A 22,511-nucleotide genomic window follows, 5' to 3' on the forward strand; every position below is an offset into this window, starting at 1 on the left:
GCTCAGCAGACCTCTTCCAGATCCCGCCAGTCCCGTGAGTCCGGGCTGTCCGCCACCCAGCCGTCCAGGAGTCCCCTCACCAGCGAGGCGGGAGCCGCGACCCCGCACTCCCGCTCCGGCACCCACAGCTGCCCGTCCGTGCGGTGTCCCAGCGGGCCGGGATGGCCGGGCTCGCTGTGGTCGTGCGGGTCGAGGTGGATGCCGTCGCCCTCGTCGGAGGGCATACGGGACTCGGAGCACATACGGCACAGCAGCCGTACGGACGACGACCAGTCCTCCGCCGCGAACCCGGCGTCGGCGGCGAGCTGCTCCAGGGCGTCCCGGTCGGCCTCGGTGGCGGCCTCCAGGAGGACCACCCAGGTGGGCACCGGTGAAGGCGCCCACAGCTCGATCTCGTCGAAGACGGGGTAGGCGTGCCCGGCCGCCGTGGTCCGTTCGCCGTGCGGCACTCCGTCGTGCAGGACGACCTCGCCCCAGCGTCGCCCTGAGGAGGGAAGCGGAATGGACAGCACCTCGATCCGCGCCGGATCGAGCCTGCGCCCCCACACGACCTCGGCCTCGCCCTCCGGCGACAGCCGTACGGCCGCGCTGCCCAGCTCCATGCCGAGCGGCTCACCGGCGGCGGTGGCCCCGCCCGGAACCCGGAGGCCGTAGGCCTGCCAGGCGCGGCGGGCCAGCGGCCAGTCCTGCAAGGCGGTGGCGGCGATGCCGACGTTCCACCAGTCGGGCGCCCCGGTCTCCCGGTCGAGCAGCGCCACGGCCCTCAGGCCCGCGGCCCGGGCCTGCTCCCAGTCGTGCCGGAACTTGTGCAGCAGGGCGAGGTTGAACCAGGACTCCGACAGCCAGGGCTCCAGGTCGGCGGCGCGCGTCAGCAGCTCGCCCGCGTCCTCGTACCGGCCGTCACCGATCAGCGTGAACGCGCGGTCGGTGGCCTGCCGCCAGGAGGCGGAGGGCCGGTGCCGTCCCTTGCCGAAGATCCTCACGATTCCCGCCTGCCAGTTCCAGTTCCGCTCAGTGGGCTGGCTTGTGCCCCCGGACACCCTCTCCCTCGCATCCAACCACGTACGGACGGAGGGCCGCTCATTACCCATGGGTTACCCAGCCCGCGGCAGGGTCAGACAGTCCCGGGCGAGGACCCGGGCGAGCGACTCCACCACTTCCGGCGCGTACTCCCCGCCCGTTCCCAGGCGCAGTTCCTCCAGCGCCTTCAGCGCTCCGCCGGGCCCGGCGTCCCGCGCCTTCTCCTCGTAGGCGTTCACGGCCCGGACGATCCGCGCGGCGACCGGCTGCTCCGGGTAGGGGTCGGCCTGGCGCTCCACGACCACCGCGACCGCCGCGTCCACCCCGGTCTGCCGTACGACGGCGCCGCCGAGCAGCGCGATGCGCCGCTGCTCCTCGGGGGACAGGACGGCGGTGGCCCCGGCCGGCACCGGGTCGACCAAGCTCAGCTGGCCGATGTCGTGCATCAGGGCCGCGTACTCCAGCACGGTCAGCTCGGGCCGGGTCAGGCCCAGGTCGCGGCCGACGGCCCGGCTGAGCGCGGCGACCCGGCGGGCGTGCCCGGTGGGGGTGTAGCCGGCGATCTCGGTGGCCCGGGCGAGGGAGGCGATGGTCTGCCGGTAGGTGGCGCGCACGGCCGCGTACCGCCTGAGCGACTGCTGGGTGAGCAACAGGGGCAGGCAGAACACGGGCAGCGCCCACAGGCCCGCGACGGCGACCGCCAGCGCGATCACCGCGCCGGTCGCGCAGACGGCGGAACCGACCCCGAGCAGCCCCCGCAGCTCGTCCCGGAGCAGCGGGCCGAAGGGCCACCGGGTGCGGGAGTGCGCCAGCGCGGCGGCCAGAACGGTGTCGCACAGCGCGGTGAGGGTGAGCAGCACGAGCAGCAGCAGGGCGTAGGCGGGTCCGCGCCAGGTCTCCAACACGCCCTCGCTCTGCAGGGGTTGGAAGCAGACGGCGACGAATCCGACGGTGAGAACGCGGCGCGCCAGGTGGTCCAGCGTCGGTGTCCGACCGCGCCAGATGTGCGGCACGCTGCCGAGCAGGGAGGCGGCGAGGACGACGGCCACGACCTGGGCGGCGTCGTGCCCGGTGGCCTGCCCCGCCTCCGCCCCGAGCAGCGCGTACCCCAGCGCCCCCGCGGCACCGAGCGGCGCGGCCTCCCTGACCTGGGCCCCGGTCCAGCGGGTGAGCTCGCCGACGGTGACCAGGAGGCCGAAGGCGAGCGCGATGCCGCGTTCGTCGACGCCGGTCCAGAGGGTGCGGGCGAGGCAGGCGCCGGCGACGAGGGCGGCGGCGGTGTGTATGAGGCGCAGCGCGGTCACCGTCGCGCTCCGGTCCGGCCGGGGCTGGGGACGAACGGGGGCGGTGCCGTCGCGCACCGCGGTTCGTCGGCGGTGACCGCGGGATGCCAGCCGTGCCGGCCCAGGGCCCGGACCAGCGCGTCGACCATCCGGGGGTCGAACTGGGTCCCGGCACAGCGCTCCAGTTCCTCCAGGGCGGTCGGGACGGGCCGGGCCCTGCGGTAGGACCGCGTGGACGTCATAGCGTCGAAGGCGTCGGCCACGGCGACGATCCGGGCGCACTCCGGGATCTGGCTGCCGACGAGTCCGTAGGGGTATCCGCTGCCGTCCAGCCGCTCGTGGTGGTGCAGGATCGCCGCCCGCGCCTCGCCGAGGAAGGAGATGCCCCGGACCATCTCGTGGCCGTACTCGGGGTGCAGTTCGATGATCCGCCGCTCCTCGGGGGTGAGCGGTCCGTCCTTGCGGAGCAGCCGGGTGGGCACGCCCAGCTTTCCGACGTCGTGCAGGATTCCGGCGAACCGCAGCACCTCGACGCGCTCGTCGTCCATGCCCAGCTCGCGGGCGATCAGCACGGACGCCTGGCCCACGCGCTCGCTGTGCCCGCGCGTGTAGCCGTCCTTGATGTCGACGGCCTGCACCAGCGCGCGGATGGTCGCCTGGTGGGCGGCCCGCTCCCGGTGGTACTGCGAGAACACCCACCAGGAGACGCACATCGGCAGCAGCACCAGCAGCGCGGCGACCGGGCCGTACGGGCTGCGCCACAGCACGGCCATCATCAGCCCGGCCAGTCCGTGCACCGCGACCGGCGCCAGGGAGCGCGGGAGCAGCCCCCGCCAGGCCCGGCGCACCGGGACCTGTTCCCCGAGGGCGAGGATGCCGCCGTCGAGCGCGGCCAGCACCAGGCAGAACGCCACCACGGCGGCGCCGGCGGGCAGCAGCGCGTACGGGAAGTCGGGGGCGACGACCGCGTCCCGTCCGTCCAGTGCCTCGTGCACCCGGGCCGCGCCCCACACGGCGAGCGTCAGCCGGGCGGCCCGCCAGATCCGCCGCGCCCGGGCGGGCCGCTGCTCCACGGGGGACAGCAGGGCGCCCGGCAGCGGTACGAGCGCGGCGGCGGAGGGGGGCAGCAGGAACGCCCCGGCGAGCAGGACGGCGTGGACGGGGTGGAAGGCGCCCGCGAACCGGCGCCGGACGGCGTGCTCGCAGGCCGCGTGCAGCGTGGCGAGCGGCACGAGCGTCCACCAGGACACGTCCGGTGTCGGCAGCGGCAGTGTGCAGAGCAGCGCGAGCAGGGCGGCGGAGGCCACGTACCAGCGCACCCGTGCCGGAACCGCCTCCATGAGCCCTCCCCCGACCATGCCTGCCCAGGCTTCCGGAGCCTAGGGCGGTTGTCGGGGGGTAGGAGGGCTGGTGACCCGAGGATTAGCACGTTCGGGTGAAGGCCGCGAACGTGCTGAACGAGCCGTGCGAGGAGTCAGGACTCCTGGGGTGAGACCGGAGCGGCCGTCACGTCGTGCTCGGGCACCGCCTGGCCGGAGCGGATCAGTTCGATCCGCCCCATGACCTTGGCGCGCAGGTCGGTCGGTACGTCGTCATGTCCGCAGCACCGCTTGACCAGCTTCTTCACGGCCTGTTCGAGTCCGTACTTCTCCAGGCACGGGGAGCATTCCTTGAAGTGCTGCTGGAACTTGTCGCGATCGACGTCCGGCATCTCACTGTCGAGGAACTCGTACAGATGGTCGAGTACCTCACTGCAGTCCGTCTCGTGCGGCTCTCCGCAGCTCATGAGCCCGAGCCTTTCGCTTCGTTCGACTCCCCGGCGCCGGCCGGGACCAGCCCACGCTCGCGGGCGTAGTCCTCGAGCATGCCGCGCAGTTGACGGCGGCCCCGGTGCAGCCGGGACATCACCGTACCGATGGGTGTCCCCATGATGTCCGCGATCTCCTTGTACGCAAAGCCCTCTACGTCCGCGAGATACACGGCGATGCGGAATTCCTCGGGGATCGCCTGCAGCGCTGCCTTCACGTCCGAGTCGGGCAGATGGTCGAGCGCCTGCGACTCGGCGGAGCGCAGCCCCGTCGACATGTGCGACTCGGCACGGGCGAGCTGCCAGTCCTCGATCTCCTCGGCCGCGCTGCGCTGGGGTTCGCGCTGCTTCTTGCGGTACGAGTTGATGAAGGTGTTGGTGAGGATCCGGTAGAGCCACGCCTTGAGGTTGGTGCCCTCGCGGAACTGGTGGAAGGACGCGTACGCCTTGGCGTACGTCTCCTGCACCAGGTCCTCGGCGTCGGCCGGGTTGCGTGTCATGCGCAGGGCGGCCGAGTACATCTGGTCGAGGAATTCGAGCGCGTCCCGTTCGAAGCGCGCACTGCGCTCCGCGGTCGACTCCGCGCTGTTGCCCTGGCCCTCGGGCAGCTCCGCCTGGCCGTTGTCGGTCCCTGCGTCCGTCCCAGTGACCGGACCCACCTCCTCAAGATCGCGCGTGGGAGCGAAACCGATCCCACTCGAATCGGAGGATAGACGACGACCGGTGCCTGCCGCCGCTCCAATAGGAGCGGTCTTGGCCGCGTGCAGCACCGTCCAGTCCAGGTCAGTGCGGCTGCTGCGGCTCGGGCAGATGGTCGAACCCATGCGGCGGACTTCCTTTCCCACGACATCGGTGCTGGTGGTTCAGCACTTCTGTCCGCCACAACAGTGGTGCGGCGCGCAACATTCCCGGCCGTCAGCCGAGTGACGCGGTCCACCGGACGACCGCGTCACAGATGACCTCCAGTGCCCGCTCCTGGGTGATCTCCGCGCGCTTGGGCACCGCGAAGCCATGATCGCCGTACGGCACCTCGACGATCTCGTACGTCCCCTCGGGGAACTCCTCCGGCTTCCCGAACGGGTCGTTGCCGCCCTGCACCACGAGCGTGGGCACCCCGGCCCCCAGCAGCTCGTCGGCGCGGGACTTCTCGGGCCTGCCCGGCGGGTGGAGGGGGAAGCCGAGGGCGAGAACGGCGTGCGCGCCGAGTTCGGTGGCGGTACGGCAGGCGACGCGCGCCCCCGCGCTCCGCCCGCCGGAGACCACCGGCAGCCCCGGCGCGGCGAGCGTGGGCCAGATCCCGCGCCAGCCGGTGTCCAGCGTCTTCGGCGCGGGCGCCACCTTCCTGCCCGCCACCCGCCAGGGCTGCTCGACGAGCGCGACGGTCACGCCGTGGTCCGGGAGGATCCCCGCCAGCGCCTGGAGGTCCCGTGCCTCGATGCCGCCCCCGGCGCCGTGGCTGGCGGCCAGCACGAGCCGTGCCTTCTTCGCCCGGTGCCAGGTGACGCGGGCGTCGCCCGCGTCCGTGCCAATGATCTCGGTCGTCACGTCAGAAGAGTGTGCCCTCTTCCGGCCCTTCCAGCTCCTTCAGCAGCTCCGGGCCGTTGTTGCGGACGTTGCTGACGGCCGTGGAGACGGGGTAGGCACGCATCAGCCCGGCCGGGGGCGGGGCGAGCAGTTCGCGCAGGTCCTCGACGTCCGTACGGGAGGGGTCCAGCCAGGCGTCCCAGCGGTCGGGCGTGAGCATCAGGGGCATCCGGGGGTGGATGTCGGCCAGCGCGTGGGGACCGTCCGCCGGGGCGACGGCCAGCGGCGTCCGCTCCGCCTCCGTGGTGATCACCGAGCAGGTCACCCACCAGGCCCGCGGATGGTCGTCGGGCAGGGTCCGGTCCCGCCAGAACTCGTACAGCCCGGCCATCGCGAAGACCGAGCCGTCGGCGGGCAGCACGAAGTACGGCTGCTTGCGCGGCCGCTTCTTCTTCCCCTCGACCTCCAGGTCCCGCTCCTGCTCGCCGGTGACCCACTCGTAGTAGCCGTCGGCGGGCAGGATGCAGCGCCGGGTGGCGAAGGCGCGGCGGTAGGACGGCTTCTCGTGCACGGTCTCCGCGCGCGCGTTGATCATCCGGGCGCCGCCCTCCGGCGACTTGGCCCAGGAGGGGACCAGACCCCACTTCAGCCTGCGCAGCTGACGAACCGGGCGCTGGTCGTCCGCCTCTTTGAGGGGGCGGTCCAGGATCGCGTGGACCTCCTTGGTCGGAGCCACGTTGTAGTCCGCCTCCAGGGACTCCTCGGGCTCCCACTTCTCGACTTCAAAGATTCCCGCGAGATCCTCTGGCCTACGACTCGCCGCATACCGTCCGCACATACGTGCCACACTGCCAGACTTCGTCCTACCAGAGGGAGCGACCGCCGAACATGCAGAGCACCGCCGCCACCGCGCTGCCCGACCTCTGGGACCGCCTCGTGGGCGCCCAGCCCGACCCCGACCTGTGGGTGGTGCTCGCCACCCTGGTCGCGGCGCTCGCGGTGGTCGTCCCCCACCCCCTGTGGCGCGTCTCCCGCAACGCGATCACCATCGCCCACGAGGGCGGCCACGGACTCGTCGCCCTGCTCACCGGCCGGCAGCTCACCGGCATACGCCTGCACTCCGACACCAGCGGCCTCACCCTCAGCCGGGGCAAGCCGCACGGCATCGGCATGATCCTCACCGCCGCGGCCGGATACACCGCTCCCCCACTGCTGGGCCTGGGCGGCGCCGCGCTGCTGGCCGCCGGGCACATCACCCTGCTGCTGTGGGCGGCGACCGCCCTGCTGGTGGCGATGCTGGTGATGATCCGCAACGCGTACGGCGCCCTGACGGTGGTCCTCACGGGCGGCACCTTCCTGCTGGTGTCCTGGCTGACCGGACCGCAGGTGCAGGCGGCGTTCGCGTACGCGGTGGTGTGGTTCCTGCTGTTCGGCGGGGTCCGCCCGGCGTTCGAGCTCCAGGCCAAGCGCTCCCGGGGCGGGGCGGGCGACTCGGACGCGGACCAGCTGTCGCGGCTGACGCACGTCCCGGCGGGCCTGTGGCTGTTCCTGTTCCATGTGGTGTCCCTGTGCTCGCTGATCGGCGGCGGTCGGTGGCTGCTGGAGGTGTGACCCCCTGCGGGCGCACCACGTCACCTGGCCAAACCCACCGGAGCCAACCCCCACTAAAGTGGGGCCATGGCCGTTAACCCCGCACCCACCGCCCTCTGGCCCGCCCCGCACGCGAGCGGAGCCGTCGACGCGACGGTCCACGTGCCCGGGTCCAAGTCGGTCACCAACCGCGCCCTGGTACTCGCCGCCCTCGCCTCCGAGCCCGGCTGGCTGCGCCGCCCGCTGCGCTCCCGCGACACCCTGCTGATGGCCGGCGCCCTGCGCGCGATGGGCGTGGAGATCGAGGAGGGGGTGGGCCCGGACGGCACCGGCGAGGCCTGGCGCGTGCTCCCGACGGGCCTGCACGGCCCGGCCACGATCGACGTCGGCAACGCCGGCACCGTCATGCGCTTCCTGCCACCGGTCGCCGCGCTGGCCGACGGCCCCGTCCGCTTCGACGGCGACCCCAGGTCGTACGAGCGTCCCCTGAACGGCGTGATCGACGCGCTGCGCGTGCTCGGCGCCCGGATCGACGACGACGGCCGGGGCGCGCTGCCGCTGACCGTGCACGGCGGCGGCGCGCTGGACGGCGGCCCGGTGTCGGTCGACGCCTCGTCCTCGTCCCAGTTCGTGTCGGCGCTGCTGCTGTCGGGCCCGCGCTTCAACCAGGGCGTCGAGGTCCGTCACACCGGGGCGACGCTCCCTTCGATGCCGCACATCCGGATGACGGTCGACATGCTGCGCGCGGTCGGCGCCCAGGTGGACACCCCCGAGTCGGGGGGCGAGCCGAACGTCTGGCGGGTCACGCCGGGCGCGCTGCTCGGCCGCGACCTGACGATCGAGCCGGACCTGTCCAACGCCCAGCCGTTCCTGGCGGCGGCGCTGGTCACCGGCGGCAAGGTGCTGATCCCCGACTGGCCGTCCAGGACGACCCAACCGGGTGACCGGCTGCGCGAGATCTTCACCCAGATGGGCGGTACCTGCGAACTGAGCGAGTACGGCCTGGTCTTCACCGGCTCGGGCTCCGTCCACGGCATCGACGTCGACCTGGGCGACGTCGGCGAGCTGACCCCGGGCATCGCCGCGGTCGCCGCCCTCGCCGACTCCCCGTCCACCCTGCGGGGCGTGGCGCATCTGCGGCTGCACGAGACGGACCGGCTCGCCGCGCTGACCAAGGAGATCAACGAGCTCGGCGGTGACGTCACCGAGACGGCCGACGGCCTGCACATCCGCCCGCGCCCGCTGCACGGCGGGACCTTCCACACCTACGAGGACCACCGTATGGCGACGGCCGGTGCGATCATCGGCCTGGTGGTCGACGGGGTGCGGATCGAGAACGTGGCGACCACCGCGAAGACCCTGCCGGACTTCCCCGAACTGTGGAGCGGGATGCTCGGGAGCGACAGGACGTAGGGACTCACCGCCATGCGCCGCTACGGCAAGCACACCGACGAGGACGACATCCGCTCCCGCCCCAACCGCAAGGGCAACCGACCCCGTACGAACATCCGGCCCAAGCACGAGGACGCGGCCGAGGGCATGGTCCTCACCGTCGACCGGGGCCGTCTGACCTGCCTCGTCGACGGCCGTACGGTGATGGCGATGAAGGCCCGCGAACTGGGCCGCAAGGCGGCCGTCGTGGGCGACCGGGTGGCGCTGGTCGGTGACCTGTCCGGCAAGAAGGACAGCCTGGCGCGGATCGTCCGCATCGAGGCGCGCACCTCGGTGCTGCGCCGCACCGCGGACGACGACGACCCGTTCGAGCGGGTGGTGGTGGCCAACGCCGACCAGTTGGCGATCGTCACGGCGCTGGCCGATCCGGAGCCGCGCCCGCGCCTGATCGACCGCTGCCTGGTCGCGGCTTACGACGGTGGTCTGTCGCCGCTGCTGGTGATGACCAAGTCGGACCTGGCCTCGCCGGACAAGCTGCTGGAGCTGTACGGCCACCTCGACATCCCGTACGTCGTCACCAGCCGCGAGGAGCTGGAGAACGGCGGCGCGGCCGACCGGGTGCGGGAGTATCTGGACGGCAGGATCACGGCCTTCGTCGGCCACTCCGGCGTCGGCAAGACGACCCTGGTCAACGCGCTCGTCCCGGAGGACCGCCGCCGTACGACGGGCCATGTGAACGCGGTGACGGGCCGCGGCCGGCACACCACGACGTCGGCGCTGGCGCTGCCCCTGGCCGGGGCGGACGACTGGGTGATCGACACTCCGGGAGTACGGTCCTTCGGCCTGGCGCACGTCGACCCGTCCCGGGTGATCAACGCCTTCCCGGACCTCGTACCCGGCACGGAGGGCTGCCCGCGCGCGTGCAGCCACGACGAGCCGGACTGCGCGCTGGACGCGTGGGTGGCCGAGGGACACGCCGATCCGGCGCGGCTCTACTCCCTGCGCAGACTGCTGTCCACCCGGGAGCGCACGGAAGGCGACTGACGCCGCGTTGTTTGGAGGGGGCCGGGCCCGGTAAGTGCATAATCGCACCGAGCCGGACCAACGGGAGGACAGCACATGGCGTGGCTGCTGGTCATCGTGGCCGGACTGCTCGAAACAGGTTTCGCCGTGTGCCTCAAGCTGTCCCACGGCTTCACCCGGCTGTGGCCGACCATCGCGTTCTGCTGCTTCGCCCTCGGCAGCTTCGGCCTGCTCACCCTCTCCCTGAAGAAGCTGGACGTCGGCCCGGCCTACGCCGTCTGGACCGGCATCGGCGCGGCGGGCACCGCCATCTACGGCATGATCTTCCTCGGCGACCTGGTCTCCGTCCTGAAGATCGTCTCCATCAGCCTGGTCATCATCGGCGTGATCGGGCTGCAGCTGTCGGGTTCGGCGCACTAGGCCTGCAGCGACGGAGCGTGCCGTGGCCGCCTGTGGCTTCGGGCAGCTGCGGGCCGAGAAGCTCCGGGCGGACGACGGGACCTTGCGGACACGACCTAGACGACCTCCCGCACCCGCGGGAAGTGGCAGGCCGCCCCCTGGCCGTCGAACACCGGCACGTCATGGGCGCACCGCTTGCGCTCCTCCTCGGCGAGGTGGCCGTACAGCGGGCAGCGGGCCCGGAAGCGGCAGCCGTCGTGGCGGCGGGTGGGGCTCGGCGGGTCGCCGGCGAGCAGGATCCGCGACCGCTGCCGCTCCCGCTCGCGCTCCGGGTCGGGCAGCGGAACGGCGGACAGCAGGGCCTGGGTGTAGGGGTGGCGGGGGCGGGCGAAGACCTCGTCGACCGGGCCGGCCTCGACCGTGCGGCCGAGGTAGACCACGCTGACGCGGTCGGCGATGTTCCGTACGACGGACAGGTCGTGCGAGACGAAGAGGTAGGCCAGTCCCAGCTCCTCCTTCAGCCGCTGGAGCAGTTCCAGCACCCCGGCCTGGACCGAGACGTCGAGGGCGGAGACCGGCTCGTCCAGCACGAGCAGCTCGGGCTCGACGGACAGGGCGCGGGCGATGCCCACGCGCTGGCGCTGGCCGCCGGAGAACTCGTGCGGGAAGCGGTCGGCGTGCGCCGGGTCCAGGCCGACCTGGGCGAGCAGTTCGGGGACGCGGCGGGCGATCGTGGCCCGGTCGGCGCCCTGGGTGCGCAGTGGCTCGGCGACGATGTCCCCGACGGGCAGGCGCGGGTCGAGGGAGGCCATCGGGTCCTGGAAGACGATCTGGATCCGCCGCCGCAGCGCCTTGACCTGGGCCTTGGTGAGGGTGCCGAGACGCTGTCCGAACAGCTCGACGGATCCGCCCTCCGGCGCTGCGAGTTCGAGCAGTTCGAAGAGGGTGGTCGACTTGCCGGACCCGGACTCGCCGACCAGGGCGAGGGTTTCGCCGCGCCGGACGTCGAGGTCGACGCCGTCGACGGCGTACACCGTGCCGACCCGGCGTTTGAAGGCGGCGCCCTTCAGGACGGGGAAGGTCCGGGTGAGCCCGCGGACCCGCAACACCGGCTCGCCGGTGGCCGGTTGCGGCTCGCGCGGGGTGTCGATGCGGGGGACGGCCGCGAGGAGCCGCTGGGTGTACGGCTCCTTCGGGCGCCGGAAGACCTCCACCGCCGTACCCGACTCGACGACCCGGCCCTCGTGCATGACGGCGACCCGGTCGGCCATCCCGGCGATCACCCCGAGGTCGTGGCTGACCAGCAGCAGCGCGGCGCCGGTCTCCCGCTGGGCGGTGCGCAGGACGTCGAGGACCTGGGCCTGGATGGTGACGTCCAGGGCGGTGGTGGGCTCGTCGGCGAGGATCAGGTCGGGGGCGTTGGCCATCGCCATGGCGATCATGGCGCGCTGCCGCATGCCGCCGGAGAACTCGTGCGGGAACGCCCGCGCGCGCAGGTCGGGTTCGGGGATGCCCACGAGGTCGAGCAGCTCGACGGCCCGGGCCAGGGCCTGCTCACGGGAGACGTCCTGGTGGGCCCGGACGGCCTCGGCGATCTGGTCGCCGATGCGGTACACGGGCGTGAACGCGGACAGCGGGTCCTGGAAGACCATCGAGACGCGGCGGCCCCGGACCCGGGTCAGCTCGCGCTCGGTGGCGCCGAGGAGTTCGCTGCCGTCGAGCCGTACCGACCCGCGTACCGCCGCGTTCCCGGGCAGCAGCCCGAGGACGGCGAGCGCGGTCGCGGACTTCCCGGAGCCGGACTCGCCGACGAGACCGAGCACCTGGCCGCGTTCGAGGGAGAGGCTCACCCCGCGGACGGCGGGTCTGCCGTCGAAGTCGACGTCCAGACCGGTCACTTCCAGCAACGGGCTCGTGCGCGCGCTCATCGGGACGCCCCCTTCGAGGTCGGGTCGAGGGCGTCACGCAGTCCGTCGCCCACCAGGTTCACGGCCAGCACGAACACGACCAGCAGCCCGGCCGCGAAGAAGAACATCCACGGGTACGTCACCGCCGCACCCGTCCCCGACGCGATCAGCGTGCCCAGGGACACGTCGGGCGGCTGGACGCCGAAGCCGAAGTAGGACAGCGCGGTCTCGCTCATCACGGCGCCGCCGACCTGGATGGTGGCGTCGATGATGAGGAAGGAGGCGACGTTCGGGAGGATGTGCCGCCAGATGATCCGGAACGGGCCCACGCCCATGTACCGTGCCGCGCGCACGAATTCGCGCTCCTTGAGGGAGAGGGCCATCGAGCGCACCACGCGGGCGGTGATCATCCAGCCGAAGACGGTGAGCAGCGCGACGAAGGCGAACCAGCCGCCGGAGCGCAGCCGGGGCGAGACGATCGCGATGACGAGGAAGGACGGGAAGACGAGGAGCAGGTCGACGAAGAACATCAGCAGCCGGTCGGTCCAGCCGCCGAAGTAGCCCGCCGAGGCCCCGACCAGCGAGGCGAGCCCGGTCGAGAGGACGGCCACCAGCAACCCGATGATCAGCGACTTCTGCAGTCCGCGCGCGGCCTGCGCGAACACGTCCTGCCCGATCCGGTTGGTGCCCCACCAGTGGTCGGCGTCGGGCGCGGCGCGCAGGGCGGTGTAGTCGATGTGGCTGTAGGACCACGGGGTGACGTACGGCCCGGCGAACGCCAGCAGGAAGAGCAGCACGAGGACCACGGCGCCGGCGAGCGCGGTGCGGTTGCGGACGAAGCGGCGCAGGACGACGGCGCCGCGGCCGGCGGGCGCCGGGGCTTCGGTGACGTCGGTGGTCTCGGGGATCGTGGCGGTCATGACGCCTGCCGGATGCGCGGGTCGAGGGTGGCGTGCAGCAGGTCGGCGAGGAAGCCGGAGAGCAGCACGGTGACGGCGGCGAAGACGTTGACGGCGACGACCGAGTTCACGTCGTTCTTGCCGATCGAGGCCACGAACCACTCCCCCATTCCGTGCCAGCCGAAGATCGTCTCGGTGAAGGTGGCGCCGGTGAAGAGGGCGAGGAAGCCGTAGGAGAAGTAGGTCGACATGGGGATGAGGGCCGTACGCAGGCCGTGCCGGAACAGGACCGCCCGCCGCCCGAGTCCCTTCGCGCGTGCCGTGCGCAGATAGTCCGAGCCGAGCACGTCGAGCATGGTGTTGCGCTGGTAGCGGCTGTAGCTCGCGACGGCGAAGAGGGCGACGGAGAGGGTGGGCAGCAGCAGGTGCACGGCCCGGTCCCCGAGGATCGTCCAGAAGCCGCCGGTGAGCCCGGGGCTCTTCTCTCCCGTGAACTGGATCAGATCCGTCCCCGTGGTCTGGTTGAACCAGATCGCGCCGGTCTTCAGCAGGATCGCCAGCAGGAACACGGGCGTGGAGAGCAGCGCGAAGGAGGCGACGGTGACGGCGCGGTCGCTGAAGCGGTACTGCCGTACGGCCGTCCAGGCCCCGGCGAGCACGCCCGCCACCGTGCCGAGGACCGTCCCGGCGAGCAGCAGCCGCAGGCTGACGCCGATGCGGCGGCCGAACTCGGCGTTGACGGAGGTGCCGTCGATGGTTCGGCCGAGGTCGCCCCGCGCCGCGTGGCCGGCCCAGCGCAGGAAGCGGGTGAGCAGCGAGTCGTGGTCGTTGACGCCGATCTCGGTGAGGTGGTGGTCGACCGCGCTCGCGGCGATGGGCGGCTGCCGGTCCGCGTAGTACGCGCGCGGGTCGAGCGCGAGCGAGGCCAGCAGGTAGGAGAGGCAGACGGCGGCCACGAGCAGCACGGCGTAGTAGCCGAGGCGTTTGGCCAGGTAGGCAGGCACAGGAGAAATGGTCCAGGCCTGTTGTTGCCACTTCATGAAGAGAACATGACAGCAGCTCAGGTTCCCTCCCCCGCCGGTCGCGGGGCGTTCTACGTTCGGCGCACGCATCCACCGACCGCCCCCACGAAGGACACCGACATGCGTCAAACCCCCGCCCCGGCCTGGGTCGCCGCCACCGCGGCCGCCGCGTTGCTGGTGACCGGCTGCGGCTCCTCCGACGACGACGGCAGACCCGCGGCGCAGCGCAGCGCGGCCCCGGCCGGCAGCCAGGAGATCAATCCGCACCCGCTCAGCGACATCAAGCAGGGCGGCACCTTCAAGCTCCCGATCTCCCAGTGGATCGCCGACTACAACCGCTACACCGCCAACGGCAACCAGGGCGACGCGGCGGAGATCACCGAGCTCGTCGAGCCCAACCTGTTCAGCGCGGACGCGAAGGGCGAGGTCCACCCGGACACCGACTTCCTGCTCTCCGCCTCGGTGACCTCGACCAGCCCGCAGACGGTCGTCTACAAACTCAACCCCAAGGCCAAGTGGTCCGACGGGAAGTCACTGGGCTGGCGTGACTTCGAGGCCGTCTGGAAGGCCCTCAACGGCACCGACAAGGCGTACGAGGCCGCCAACACCTCGGGCTACGACCAGATCCGCGAGGTCGAGCGAGGCGCCGACGCCCACCAGGTCAAGGTCACCTTCCGCAAGCCGTACGCCGACTGGAAGCGACTGTTCGACCCGCTGCTGCCGGCCGCCGGGATCGACTCTCCGGCGAAGTTCAACAAGGGGTGGACGGAGAAGATCCCGATCACCGGCTCCGCCTTCAAGATCTCCTCGTACGACAAGACCGCCCAGACGATCACCGCGGTCCCGGACCCCGACTGGTGGGGAACGAAGCCCAAGTTGGACTCGATCGTCTTCCGTGCCCTGGACTTCACGGCCTGGACGGACGCCTACCTCAACAAGGAGATCGACTTCGCGACCGCGCTCCTGCCGGAGGACTACAAGCGGCTGGCGAAGGCGGCCGGTACCGACATCCGGGTCGGCGCCCGCTGGGACGAGGTGCACATCACGTTCAACGGCGGGCGCGGTCCGCTCAAGGACGTCCGCGTGCGCCAGGCCCTCCAGCACGCCATCGACCGCAAGTCCATCGCCACCGCCTTCGGCAAGGACCTCCCGGTCGAGCTGCGGACCTACGGCAGCCACTTCTTCATGCCCAACCAGGCGGGCTACCAGGACAACTCCGGTACGTACGCCACCTACGACCTGAAGAAGGCGGGCGAGCTGCTGGACGCGGCGGGCTGGAAGCTCCAGGGCGACAAGCGGGTCAAGGGCGGCAAGCAGCTCACCCTGCACTACACGCTCAGCTCGGGCTCCACCTCGGCGCAGGTGGACCAGTCGCAGCTGGTGCAGGCGCAGCTGGCCCAGGCGGGCATCAAGCTGGACATCGACAAGGTGCCGGCCAACGACTACTTCTCCAAGTACGTCACCATCGGCAACTTCGAACTGACCAGCTTCCGCTGGGTCGACCAGACGTTCCGCGCCGAGGCGTTCCCGATCTACCGCGAGCCCTCCGGCAAGAACCTCTACCAGAACTACGGCTCGGTCGGCTCCCCGGAGATCGACGCGCTGCTGGAGAAGGCGGGCGAGACCACGGACGCGGCCGCGGCGAACAAGCTCTACAACGAGGCCGACGCCAAGATCTGGGCCCTCGGCCACTCCATCCCGCTCTACCAGCGCCCGCAGGTCCTCGCCGTCCGCTCGACCCTCGCGAACTACGGGGCGGGCGGCCTGGCGGACGACGACTACACCAAAGTCGGCTGGCTGAAGTAGCCCCTCACGCCAACTGCCGGGGCAGGACGGCGCGGACCAGCTCCGCCACCCCGCCCTCCCCCGGCGGAGCCGCGACACAGGACAGGGCGAGCCGTACGGCCAGCTCGCAGGACCGGGCCAGCTCGGCGGCGTCCGCCGTGGGCGCGGGTCCGGCCGCCACCGCCACCACCCGGTCCCGCACGATCTGCACCAAGTCGCCGGGCGACGGCAGCGGGCCGTCCGCCCGGCGCTGCGCCGGCACGGCGGAGGAGGACGGCACGGCGGACAGCGTCGGCGAGGGCAGGCGCTCGCTCCAGCAGCCGGTGAGCATGGCCCGCACCAGCGCGTTCTCCCCGGCGGCCGACACCGTCCACTCGGCGGTGGCGATGAGCCGGTCGCGCGGGTCGGCGTGCGCGCCGAGCGCCCGCTCCACCCCGGCGAGATACCCGTCGGCCTCCCGGCGCACCAGCGCCCTGGCCAGCCCTTCCTTGCTGCCGAACTCGTTGTACAGCGTCTGCCGGGACACCCCGGCCGCCGCCGCCACGTCCACCATCCGCACGGCGGACCACGGCCGACGCGCAAGCGCCGTGTAGGCGGCGTCCAGTAGGGATTCCCGCGCTGCAGGCATCATCGCCTCCCTCGGGCGAGCGGCTCTCGCCCAGATTTGACGCGCACACAGGCACTGTCAAGGGTTCACGAAGGCACCAAGGGGCGCCTTCGAGCCGCCCCACGCGGGCCCCCGCCTACCCAGCCGCCGCGCCTGGGGGCTGACGCGAAGCCCTCATCCGCGGGCCGGTCAGCGCAGCGTCCTCAGCTGCGGGCCTCGACGCAGCCGCGAGCCCGTGGTCCCAGCCCGCGTAGCTGCGGGCAGTCGTGCCGCTTGGGGCGGCGCGGGTGGGCGCAGCGGCACCCCTGCAGCGCCGGGCCGCGCGACCCACCCCCCGGCACCGACGCCGGTCACGTTCGCACCCGGGCCCGGCGCACACCCCCGTACCCCGACCCCGGCCCCCGGTAGCCCCACCCCAGCCCGCCCGGATACGGTTCCTACATGCCCGACTACCTCGACGACCTGCGCCTCGCCCACGTCCTCGCCGACGCGGCCGACGCCGCGACGACGGCCCGCTTCAAGGCCCTCGACCTCAAGGTGGAGACGAAGCCGGACATGACCCCGGTGAGCGAGGCGGACAAGGCCGCCGAGGAGCTCATCCGCGGCCAGCTCCAGCGCGCCCGCCCGAGGGACGCGATCCTCGGCGAGGAGTACGGCATCGAGGGCACCGGCCCCCGCCGCTGGGTGATCGACCCGATCGACGGCACCAAGAACTACGTACGCGGCGTCCCCGTCTGGGCCACCCTCATCTCCCTGATGGAGGCGGGAGAGGGCGGCTACCAGCCCGTCGTGGGCGTCGTCTCCGCCCCGGCCCTCGGCCGCCGCTGGTGGGCCGCGAAGGGCCACGGCGCCTTCACGGGCCGCAGCCTGTCCTCCGCGACCCGCCTGCACGTCTCCCGCGTGGCACAGCTCACCGACGCCTCCTTCGCGTACTCCTCGCTCAGCGGCTGGGAGGAGCAGGGCCGCCTGAACGGCTTCCTCGACCTCACCCGCGAGGTCTGGCGCACGCGCGCGTACGGCGACTTCTGGCCCTACATGATGGTCGCCGAGGGCTCGGTCGACCTCTGCGCCGAGCCCGAGCTGTCCCTGTGGGACATGGCCGCCACCGCGATCATCGTCACCGAGGCCGGCGGCACCTTCACCGGCCTCGACGGCCGCCCGGGCCCGCACAGCGGCAACGCGGCGGCGTCCAACGGCCTGCTGCACGACGAGCTGCTGGGGTATCTCAACCAGCGCTACTGACGCCGGTTGCGGCTTGACCTGCGCGTTTACCCCTCCCTCAGTCCTCCTGGGCCGTCGTGGGGCCGTCATCGGCGTCCGGGCCGTCCTCGAAGGCCCGGTTCACTGCCTCGCGCGTCCGCTTCTCACTGCTCGGCATGAGGTGTGTGTACGTCCGGAGCGTGAAGCCGGGGTCGTGGTGTCCCAGGTACTCGGACAGAGCCTTGATGTTCTCCCCGGCGTCCAGCAGGACCGACGCGTAGAAGTGCCTCAGCGCGTGCATGCCGTTCTCCCTGCCGCGCGGTACGCCGGCCGTGTCGAGGGCGGGGCGCCACACGACACGGTTGAAGACGACGCGGTTCACCGCGCGTCCATCGATGTTGGGGAAGAGCAGGGCAGCGGTGACCGGCGAGCCGTCGACTGACCGCCACGGCAAGGACACGGCCGTCGGCGGGTGCTTCGCGATGTGCCCCTCAAGCGACCGCGCGACGCTCTCAGGCAGCGGGACGGTACGCGTCTTGCCACCCTTGGGCAGCGCGAACACCTGCTTTCCGGCGATGAGCTTGACCTGCCGGACGACGTGCACGACTCCCTCGACGAAGTCCACGTCGTCGACGGCCAGGCCGAGCACTTCGCCCTGCCGCATGCCGCATCCGCCGGCCACGTCCACCATGGGCTGGTACCGCTCGGGCATGGCCGAGCGCACCGCCAGCACCCGCTCAGGACGCCACGGCACGATCCGGCGGGGCTCCGGCTTGGGTGCCTTCACCGACGACGAACGGCACGGGTTGTGGGGGATCAGCCGGTCGTCGACGGCCGCCGCCAACATGGCGTTGAGGTTCGCGAAGATGACCCGCTGATAGGCGGGGGCCACTCTCCCGTCTTGGAGCTTTCGCAGCCACTCGCGGACGTGCACGGGCCGCAGCGAATCGAGCGAACGGCTTCCCAGGTGGGGAATGACGTGCAGCCGAATGCGCTGCTCGGTGCTCACGAAGGTACCGGGGTCCATCGTGAGCGACGCCAGCCACCGTTCTGCGTGCTGCCGCACGGTGAGGCGACCGGCGCGAGGGTCGATGTACTGCCCGCGCGTCATGTCGGCCTCGATCTGAGACAGCCACTTTTCGGCGAGGCGCTTCTGTCCGTCGGGGAAGCTCTTGGACTTCTCGGTACCGTCCGGACCGATGTACCGGGCGCGGTACCGCATGCCAGTGCCATGGCGGTCGGTCTTGACTCGGGTGGTCTTGCCGTCGGCGTTGGTCTCGGTCTTGAACCAGCGGTCTTGGATGTGGCCTGCCATTCGGCGGCGGTCCCCTCTCGACATGCAGCAGGGAGAGCCGCGGGCGGCGGCTCTCCCTGCTGCGTCGGGTCGTGTTCGGTTAGGCGGCGGCGTTGTCGTTCTTGCGGCTGGTGACGTAGTCGTGCACGTCGGCGGGGTCGTAGCGGACGTGCTTGCCGATGCGGAAGCCGGGCGGGCCGATGCGCTTCTTGCGCCACTGGTAGACGGTTTCCTTCGGCACCTCGAACATCTGGGCGATGTCGTCGGGGGTGAGGTACCGGTCGGGAAGTCCGCCCCGGAGGGTGGCGCGCGGGTCGGGGTCTGTCGGCTTTGCCATAGGGACTCCAAGCGGGGAGGGCGTGGCCGCGTCTGTCCGAGGTGCGGATTTCTGCGTCACCTGCGTCATCTGCGTCATTCGCCGCTCTGACCTGCGCTTTCGCGGTGACGCAGCACAGTGGGGATGCGTCACCGGTGACACAGACCTGCGTCATCGGGTGACGCAGGTGACGCGGGGTGACGCAGGAATCGGCCGTCTGCGTCACCCGTCTTTCGGCAGGTCAGCGGCCGTTTTCGGGGTGTGGGTGACGCAGGTGACGCAGCGTCTCTCTACTTCGGACAAAGAAGGGGGTGGTGTCTGTTGTGGTGCGCGGCTCAGAGAGTGAAGAAGGAGCCGCTTCGCGGTGCGACCATCGCAGGGCGGCGCCGCCGCCGAACAGCAAGAAGAGCACGCCGTGCCGGGTGCTCCTCTTGCTTGTGCGGGCAGTCGCGGTGACGCGCGGTCAGAAGGCCGCTTCCTGCTCCAGCGAGGGCGCGGCGGCAGACGGCCGCGCGATCTCGATATAGCGGGACGTGTTGGTGCGCCCCCAGTCGATGAGGACGCCCCGGGCGGCGAGGGTGGGCTGAAGGCGCTTGAGGCGGTCTGAGAGCACCTTGCCGGTGGTCGGCCAACCTTTGGGCAGGGGGCGGAAGTCCTCGCCCGTGTAGAGGCCCGTGAGGCAGTGCAGCCACTCGGCAGACGTCATCCGCTGCTCGGTGCCCGGGTCAACGCTGGCGGCGTACTTGAGCACCGTCTGCGCCAACAAGTCGCCCTCAATGACGTCGTCGTTGAGGTCGTCCAGGCTGGCCCTGTAGGCGGCGAGCGCTCCCAGACCGGTGGCCGCGTCGAGCTGCGCGCACAGGTGCGCGAAGTCGGCCATGCGCAGGTCGGTCGGGATGTCCGCCTCCGCTGCCCGCACCTGCACCGTGAGGTCCAGGAGCGAGCCGAGGATGACGGGCAGCACCTCTGCGAAGTCGGACCACAGTTCCGCCTCGGTGCGCCGGACCCGGGGGCGTTCCAGGCGGAGCGGCAGGAGCCGTTCGGCGAGGTCGGGCCGGATCACGCCGACGTCGATACCGGTCAGGAGCAGGGGGCGGCGGTAGCCGATGCGGAAGACGTCCCCGTCGGTGAACAGGGCACGTTTGACGTTCTCGGCCCCGGTCACGATGCAGCACATCGCATCGGACAGTTCCGGGGTCATGTGGGAGAGGTTGTCCAGGGCGGTGACCCATCCGGCCGCCACCGCTGTGATCAGGTTCTCCTCATCCTTCGGGGCGCGGCGCAGGTCCCCGGTCATGCCCTCGATGATCCGCACGAGCATGCGCCCGCCGGTGGACTTGCCTGCCCCCTGCGGGCCGGTGAGGAACGGGGCCGGGACGGGAACCGTCGGCCCCAGACAGCCGATGAGCCACGCGATGGCCAGGCACTCGGTCTCGGCGGTGGCGAAGTTGCACAGCCGCTTCAGCAGATCGATGCCCTTGCCGTCGGTGTCCTTGACCGGCAAGGGCAGCTCCCCCGTGAGCTGGGTGCGCCGCCAGCAGACTTCCTGCGGGTCCGGGGTGAGGATGTCCCATCCGGTGGGGTGGATACGCACCGACTGCCCGTCGCTGCGCCCGAGGTCCAGCCATGTGGCCCCGTCGTACCCGGGGGCGACGCGGATGTGCACGGGCTGGACGTCCTCGGTCAGCGCGAGTGCTTCGATGAGGTCGAGGGCTTCCTTCATGGCGGTGCCGTTGAACACGCCGATGCCGTCCTTGAACAGTCCGACCATGAGTTCCTGCCGGTGGCTTCCGGTCGTGCCCTGAGAGCGGATCGGGCGGGCCACGGGGTGGCCGTTCCTCTGCGCGTACACGGTCCCGTCAGCGGTGCGGAAGTACCGGAAGTGCGATTGGGCGTAGTCGGTGATGATCTCGCGGGCGGGGTTCTTCTCGTCGTCGGACATGGTCACAGTCCCAACGTGGTGCGGGCGTTGGTCCACGCGTCAGTGCAGTGCCGCGGAGACTCGCCCTTGGCCTGCGCGGCGGTGAACAGCCGCGCGACATGGGCGTCAGTGAGGCAGCCGCACCGGCCATGCGTGGACAGCACGGCGAGGAACGTGCGGTACACGGTCGCGTGAACCGCACTCCGAGCGGCGGTGATGCACTGCTCTGCCATGGCGATACCACGGTCCAGATAGGTGGGAGTGCGGTGCGGGCACTCGCCCTGCCCGGCCGTCAGGGGCACCGTGAGGGTCTGTGGCGCCCTGCGCGCCGTGGACGGCTCCTTCACTGCCAGAGCGCGCACAGCGTCCGCGAGAGCGGCCGTGGCGCCGTTTCCGTGTCCCAGCCAACGCACGTACGCCATAAGCGACTTGATGTCCACGCCCGGCCGTACGGCGTTCACGGACCGCATGGCGCCCCGGTAGATCCAGTGTTCGCCCCGCGTCGTCGCCACGGTGCGGGTGGCGGGCAGGGTCTCGCGGGCCCACTGGACGGCGTCGGGGGTGTCGAGGTCGACCACGGTCAGCCCGGCCCCGCCGGGGTGGTAGGCGACGGCCACGGCCTCACGCCACGCCGGCGCCCACGCGGGCGAGGTGAGGACGTGCGGATCGGTGGTGGCGGCGGCCCACGCGTGGCACGGGGCGAGGCAACGGCAGGGCCCGGCGGTCTTCATGTTCGGACGTCCGCCGCAGACGTTGCCCATGCAGGAGCGGCAGTTGCCAAACGGCACCTTACCCAGGCGTAGAGGGAGTACGGGCACGTTGGCAGCGGCGAGGCTCAGCGCCACTCGCCGCAGGCGGGTGGGTTGGGTCATGCTGGATGTCTCCAGTTCCTTGATAGGTGACTGGCTGGACAAGGGCGGCCCCGCGTTCATTGGCGTGAGGTGGGGGCCGCCCTTGGCGTAGCTAGCCGTGGAAGTGGTTGCGCTTGAAGATCGCTTTGCGGATGTTGACCGTGGTCCCGCCCTGGTGGCGGTTGCTGCTGAAGACCTGCACGGCGATCCAGCCGCCGAAGATGACGGCGGCGAGAGTGATGAGCTGGGTGATGAGCGCCGTGAGCGCGGTGATGAACGTGGTGAGCAGCAGCAGTCCGCCGCACACCGCGAGGAAGCCAACGCCCCCGAGGGCGACGTTCACGGCCGCGCGGGAGACCGCCGGCTTGACGGCGACCGGTTCCGGCTTGCCCGGCTCGATGGAGTAGCCGGTGACGACTCGGCCGTCCGGCAGGACGATGCTCGCCACCGCCGGGACGCTGCCCGGCTGGACGGGAACGACCGGCGCTGGATGCACGGCGGCGGGGGTGATGGACGTGGGCTGGTGGACTTCCACGGCCCGTACAGCGGGCGCGTGGCGGACAGGTTCGGGGTACATGTGGAATCCCTTCGGGTCGTGGGGCAGGGAGGCGGGGGCACCCCTTGTCGGGTGGGCTGTGGAGGGGGTTTCTGGGGGGTGACCTGGGGTGCCT

The 22,511-nt window shown here is 71.6% G+C and carries 22 protein-coding genes; 6 read left to right on the top strand and 16 right to left on the bottom strand.

Annotated features, from left to right (window positions below; genetic code table 11):
* Positions 1–2: 2 nt before the first annotated feature.
* The 7 genes from ACZ7L0_RS05225 to ACZ7L0_RS05255 form a co-directional block, all read right to left on the bottom strand.
* Positions 3–983, bottom strand: a complete 981-nt coding sequence (locus ACZ7L0_RS05225) for a hypothetical protein (RefSeq protein WP_471241058.1) — start codon at positions 981–983, stop codon at positions 3–5.
* 111 nt (positions 984–1,094) lie between these two features.
* Positions 1,095–2,324 (bottom strand): HD-GYP domain-containing protein, encoded by a 1,230-nt coding sequence (locus ACZ7L0_RS05230; RefSeq protein ID WP_471241059.1) that lies wholly within the window; start codon positions 2,322–2,324, stop codon positions 1,095–1,097.
* The gene (locus ACZ7L0_RS05235; RefSeq protein ID WP_471241060.1) at positions 2,321–3,643 is read right to left on the bottom strand and encodes an HD-GYP domain-containing protein; all 1,323 of its coding nucleotides are present in this window, start codon (positions 3,641–3,643) and stop codon (positions 2,321–2,323) included. Before ACZ7L0_RS05235 ends, ACZ7L0_RS05230 begins: the two co-directional genes overlap by 4 nt.
* 134 nt (positions 3,644–3,777) lie before the next feature.
* Positions 3,778–4,089, bottom strand: a complete 312-nt coding sequence (rsrA, locus tag ACZ7L0_RS05240; RefSeq protein WP_471241061.1) for a mycothiol system anti-sigma-R factor — start codon at positions 4,087–4,089, stop codon at positions 3,778–3,780.
* Entirely contained in the window at positions 4,086–4,769 is a 684-nt protein-coding gene (gene sigR / locus ACZ7L0_RS05245; protein ID WP_471241062.1) for an RNA polymerase sigma factor SigR, read from the bottom strand. Before sigR ends, rsrA begins: the two co-directional genes overlap by 4 nt.
* 256 nt (positions 4,770–5,025) lie before the next feature.
* Positions 5,026–5,655: an alpha/beta hydrolase family protein gene (locus ACZ7L0_RS05250; protein ID WP_471241063.1), complete on the bottom strand. Its 630-nt coding sequence runs from the start codon at positions 5,653–5,655 to the stop codon at positions 5,026–5,028.
* 1 nt (position 5,656) lies between these two features.
* On the bottom strand, positions 5,657–6,472 hold the full coding sequence (locus ACZ7L0_RS05255) for an SOS response-associated peptidase (protein ID WP_471241064.1): 816 nt from the start codon (positions 6,470–6,472) through the stop codon (positions 5,657–5,659).
* Positions 6,473–6,522: 50 nt separating this feature from the next.
* On the opposite strand from ACZ7L0_RS05255, the gene ACZ7L0_RS05260 reads away from it, so the two are divergent.
* The 4 genes from ACZ7L0_RS05260 to ACZ7L0_RS05275 all read left to right on the top strand — a co-directional run bounded on the left by ACZ7L0_RS05260 (position 6,523) and on the right by ACZ7L0_RS05275 (position 10,059).
* Positions 6,523–7,245 (top strand): M50 family metallopeptidase, encoded by a 723-nt coding sequence (locus ACZ7L0_RS05260; protein ID WP_471241065.1) that lies wholly within the window; start codon positions 6,523–6,525, stop codon positions 7,243–7,245.
* 66 nt (positions 7,246–7,311) lie between these two features.
* A complete protein-coding gene (gene aroA / locus ACZ7L0_RS05265) occupies positions 7,312–8,637 on the top strand; it encodes a 3-phosphoshikimate 1-carboxyvinyltransferase (protein ID WP_471241066.1) in 1,326 nt (441 codons plus the stop codon).
* Between the two features lie 12 nt (positions 8,638–8,649).
* Positions 8,650–9,660 carry a ribosome small subunit-dependent GTPase A gene (rsgA, locus tag ACZ7L0_RS05270; RefSeq protein ID WP_471241067.1) on the top strand — a complete coding sequence of 337 codons (1,011 nt, stop codon included), beginning with the start codon at positions 8,650–8,652 and terminating at the stop codon, positions 9,658–9,660.
* Between the two features lie 75 nt (positions 9,661–9,735).
* Positions 9,736–10,059 (top strand): DMT family transporter, encoded by a 324-nt coding sequence (locus ACZ7L0_RS05275; protein ID WP_471241068.1) that lies wholly within the window; start codon positions 9,736–9,738, stop codon positions 10,057–10,059.
* 95 nt (positions 10,060–10,154) lie between these two features.
* Here ACZ7L0_RS05275 and ACZ7L0_RS05280 read toward each other — a convergent pair whose 3' ends face one another.
* Genes ACZ7L0_RS05280 through ACZ7L0_RS05290 form a run of 3 tightly spaced genes read right to left on the bottom strand, consistent with a single transcriptional unit; the run spans position 10,155 to position 13,848 of the window.
* Positions 10,155–11,966 carry a dipeptide ABC transporter ATP-binding protein gene (locus ACZ7L0_RS05280; RefSeq protein ID WP_471241069.1) on the bottom strand — a complete coding sequence of 604 codons (1,812 nt, stop codon included), beginning with the start codon at positions 11,964–11,966 and terminating at the stop codon, positions 10,155–10,157.
* On the bottom strand, positions 11,963–12,865 hold the full coding sequence (locus ACZ7L0_RS05285) for an ABC transporter permease (RefSeq protein WP_471241070.1): 903 nt from the start codon (positions 12,863–12,865) through the stop codon (positions 11,963–11,965). Before ACZ7L0_RS05285 ends, ACZ7L0_RS05280 begins: the two co-directional genes overlap by 4 nt.
* On the bottom strand, positions 12,862–13,848 hold the full coding sequence (locus tag ACZ7L0_RS05290) for an ABC transporter permease (protein ID WP_471241071.1): 987 nt from the start codon (positions 13,846–13,848) through the stop codon (positions 12,862–12,864). Before ACZ7L0_RS05290 ends, ACZ7L0_RS05285 begins: the two co-directional genes overlap by 4 nt.
* 138 nt (positions 13,849–13,986) lie before the next feature.
* Between ACZ7L0_RS05290 and ACZ7L0_RS05295 the strand changes: the two genes are divergently transcribed.
* Complete coding sequence (locus ACZ7L0_RS05295) at positions 13,987–15,672, top strand: ABC transporter family substrate-binding protein (protein ID WP_471241072.1); 1,686 nt, start codon at positions 13,987–13,989, stop codon at positions 15,670–15,672.
* Positions 15,673–15,676: 4 nt separating this feature from the next.
* Here the strand turns inward: ACZ7L0_RS05295 and ACZ7L0_RS05300 are convergent, their stop codons facing one another.
* Positions 15,677–16,282 carry a TetR/AcrR family transcriptional regulator gene (locus ACZ7L0_RS05300; protein ID WP_471241073.1) on the bottom strand — a complete coding sequence of 202 codons (606 nt, stop codon included), beginning with the start codon at positions 16,280–16,282 and terminating at the stop codon, positions 15,677–15,679.
* Positions 16,283–16,699: 417 nt separating this feature from the next.
* Here ACZ7L0_RS05300 and hisN point away from each other — a divergent pair, with 417 nt between their 5' ends.
* Entirely contained in the window at positions 16,700–17,500 is an 801-nt protein-coding gene (hisN, locus tag ACZ7L0_RS05305) for a histidinol-phosphatase (protein ID WP_471241074.1), read from the top strand.
* A 37-nt stretch (positions 17,501–17,537) separates the two neighbouring features.
* On the opposite strand, the gene ACZ7L0_RS05310 is transcribed toward hisN, so the two are convergent.
* From ACZ7L0_RS05310 to ACZ7L0_RS05330, 5 genes are all read right to left on the bottom strand, one after another.
* Positions 17,538–18,773, bottom strand: a complete 1,236-nt coding sequence (locus ACZ7L0_RS05310; protein ID WP_471241075.1) for a tyrosine-type recombinase/integrase — start codon at positions 18,771–18,773, stop codon at positions 17,538–17,540.
* A 79-nt stretch (positions 18,774–18,852) separates the two neighbouring features.
* The gene (locus ACZ7L0_RS05315; protein WP_471241076.1) at positions 18,853–19,089 is read right to left on the bottom strand and encodes a helix-turn-helix domain-containing protein; all 237 of its coding nucleotides are present in this window, start codon (positions 19,087–19,089) and stop codon (positions 18,853–18,855) included.
* Between the two features lie 442 nt (positions 19,090–19,531).
* On the bottom strand, positions 19,532–21,010 hold the full coding sequence (locus tag ACZ7L0_RS05320) for an ATP-binding protein (RefSeq protein WP_471241591.1): 1,479 nt from the start codon (positions 21,008–21,010) through the stop codon (positions 19,532–19,534).
* A gap of 2 nt (positions 21,011–21,012) precedes the next feature.
* Complete coding sequence (locus tag ACZ7L0_RS05325) at positions 21,013–21,861, bottom strand: bifunctional DNA primase/polymerase (RefSeq protein ID WP_471241077.1); 849 nt, start codon at positions 21,859–21,861, stop codon at positions 21,013–21,015.
* A 91-nt stretch (positions 21,862–21,952) separates the two neighbouring features.
* Complete coding sequence (locus tag ACZ7L0_RS05330; protein WP_471241078.1) at positions 21,953–22,417, bottom strand: hypothetical protein; 465 nt, start codon at positions 22,415–22,417, stop codon at positions 21,953–21,955.
* Positions 22,418–22,511 lie beyond the last annotated feature (94 nt).

This window comes from Streptomyces sp. NPDC039424 (genome assembly GCF_055639495.1).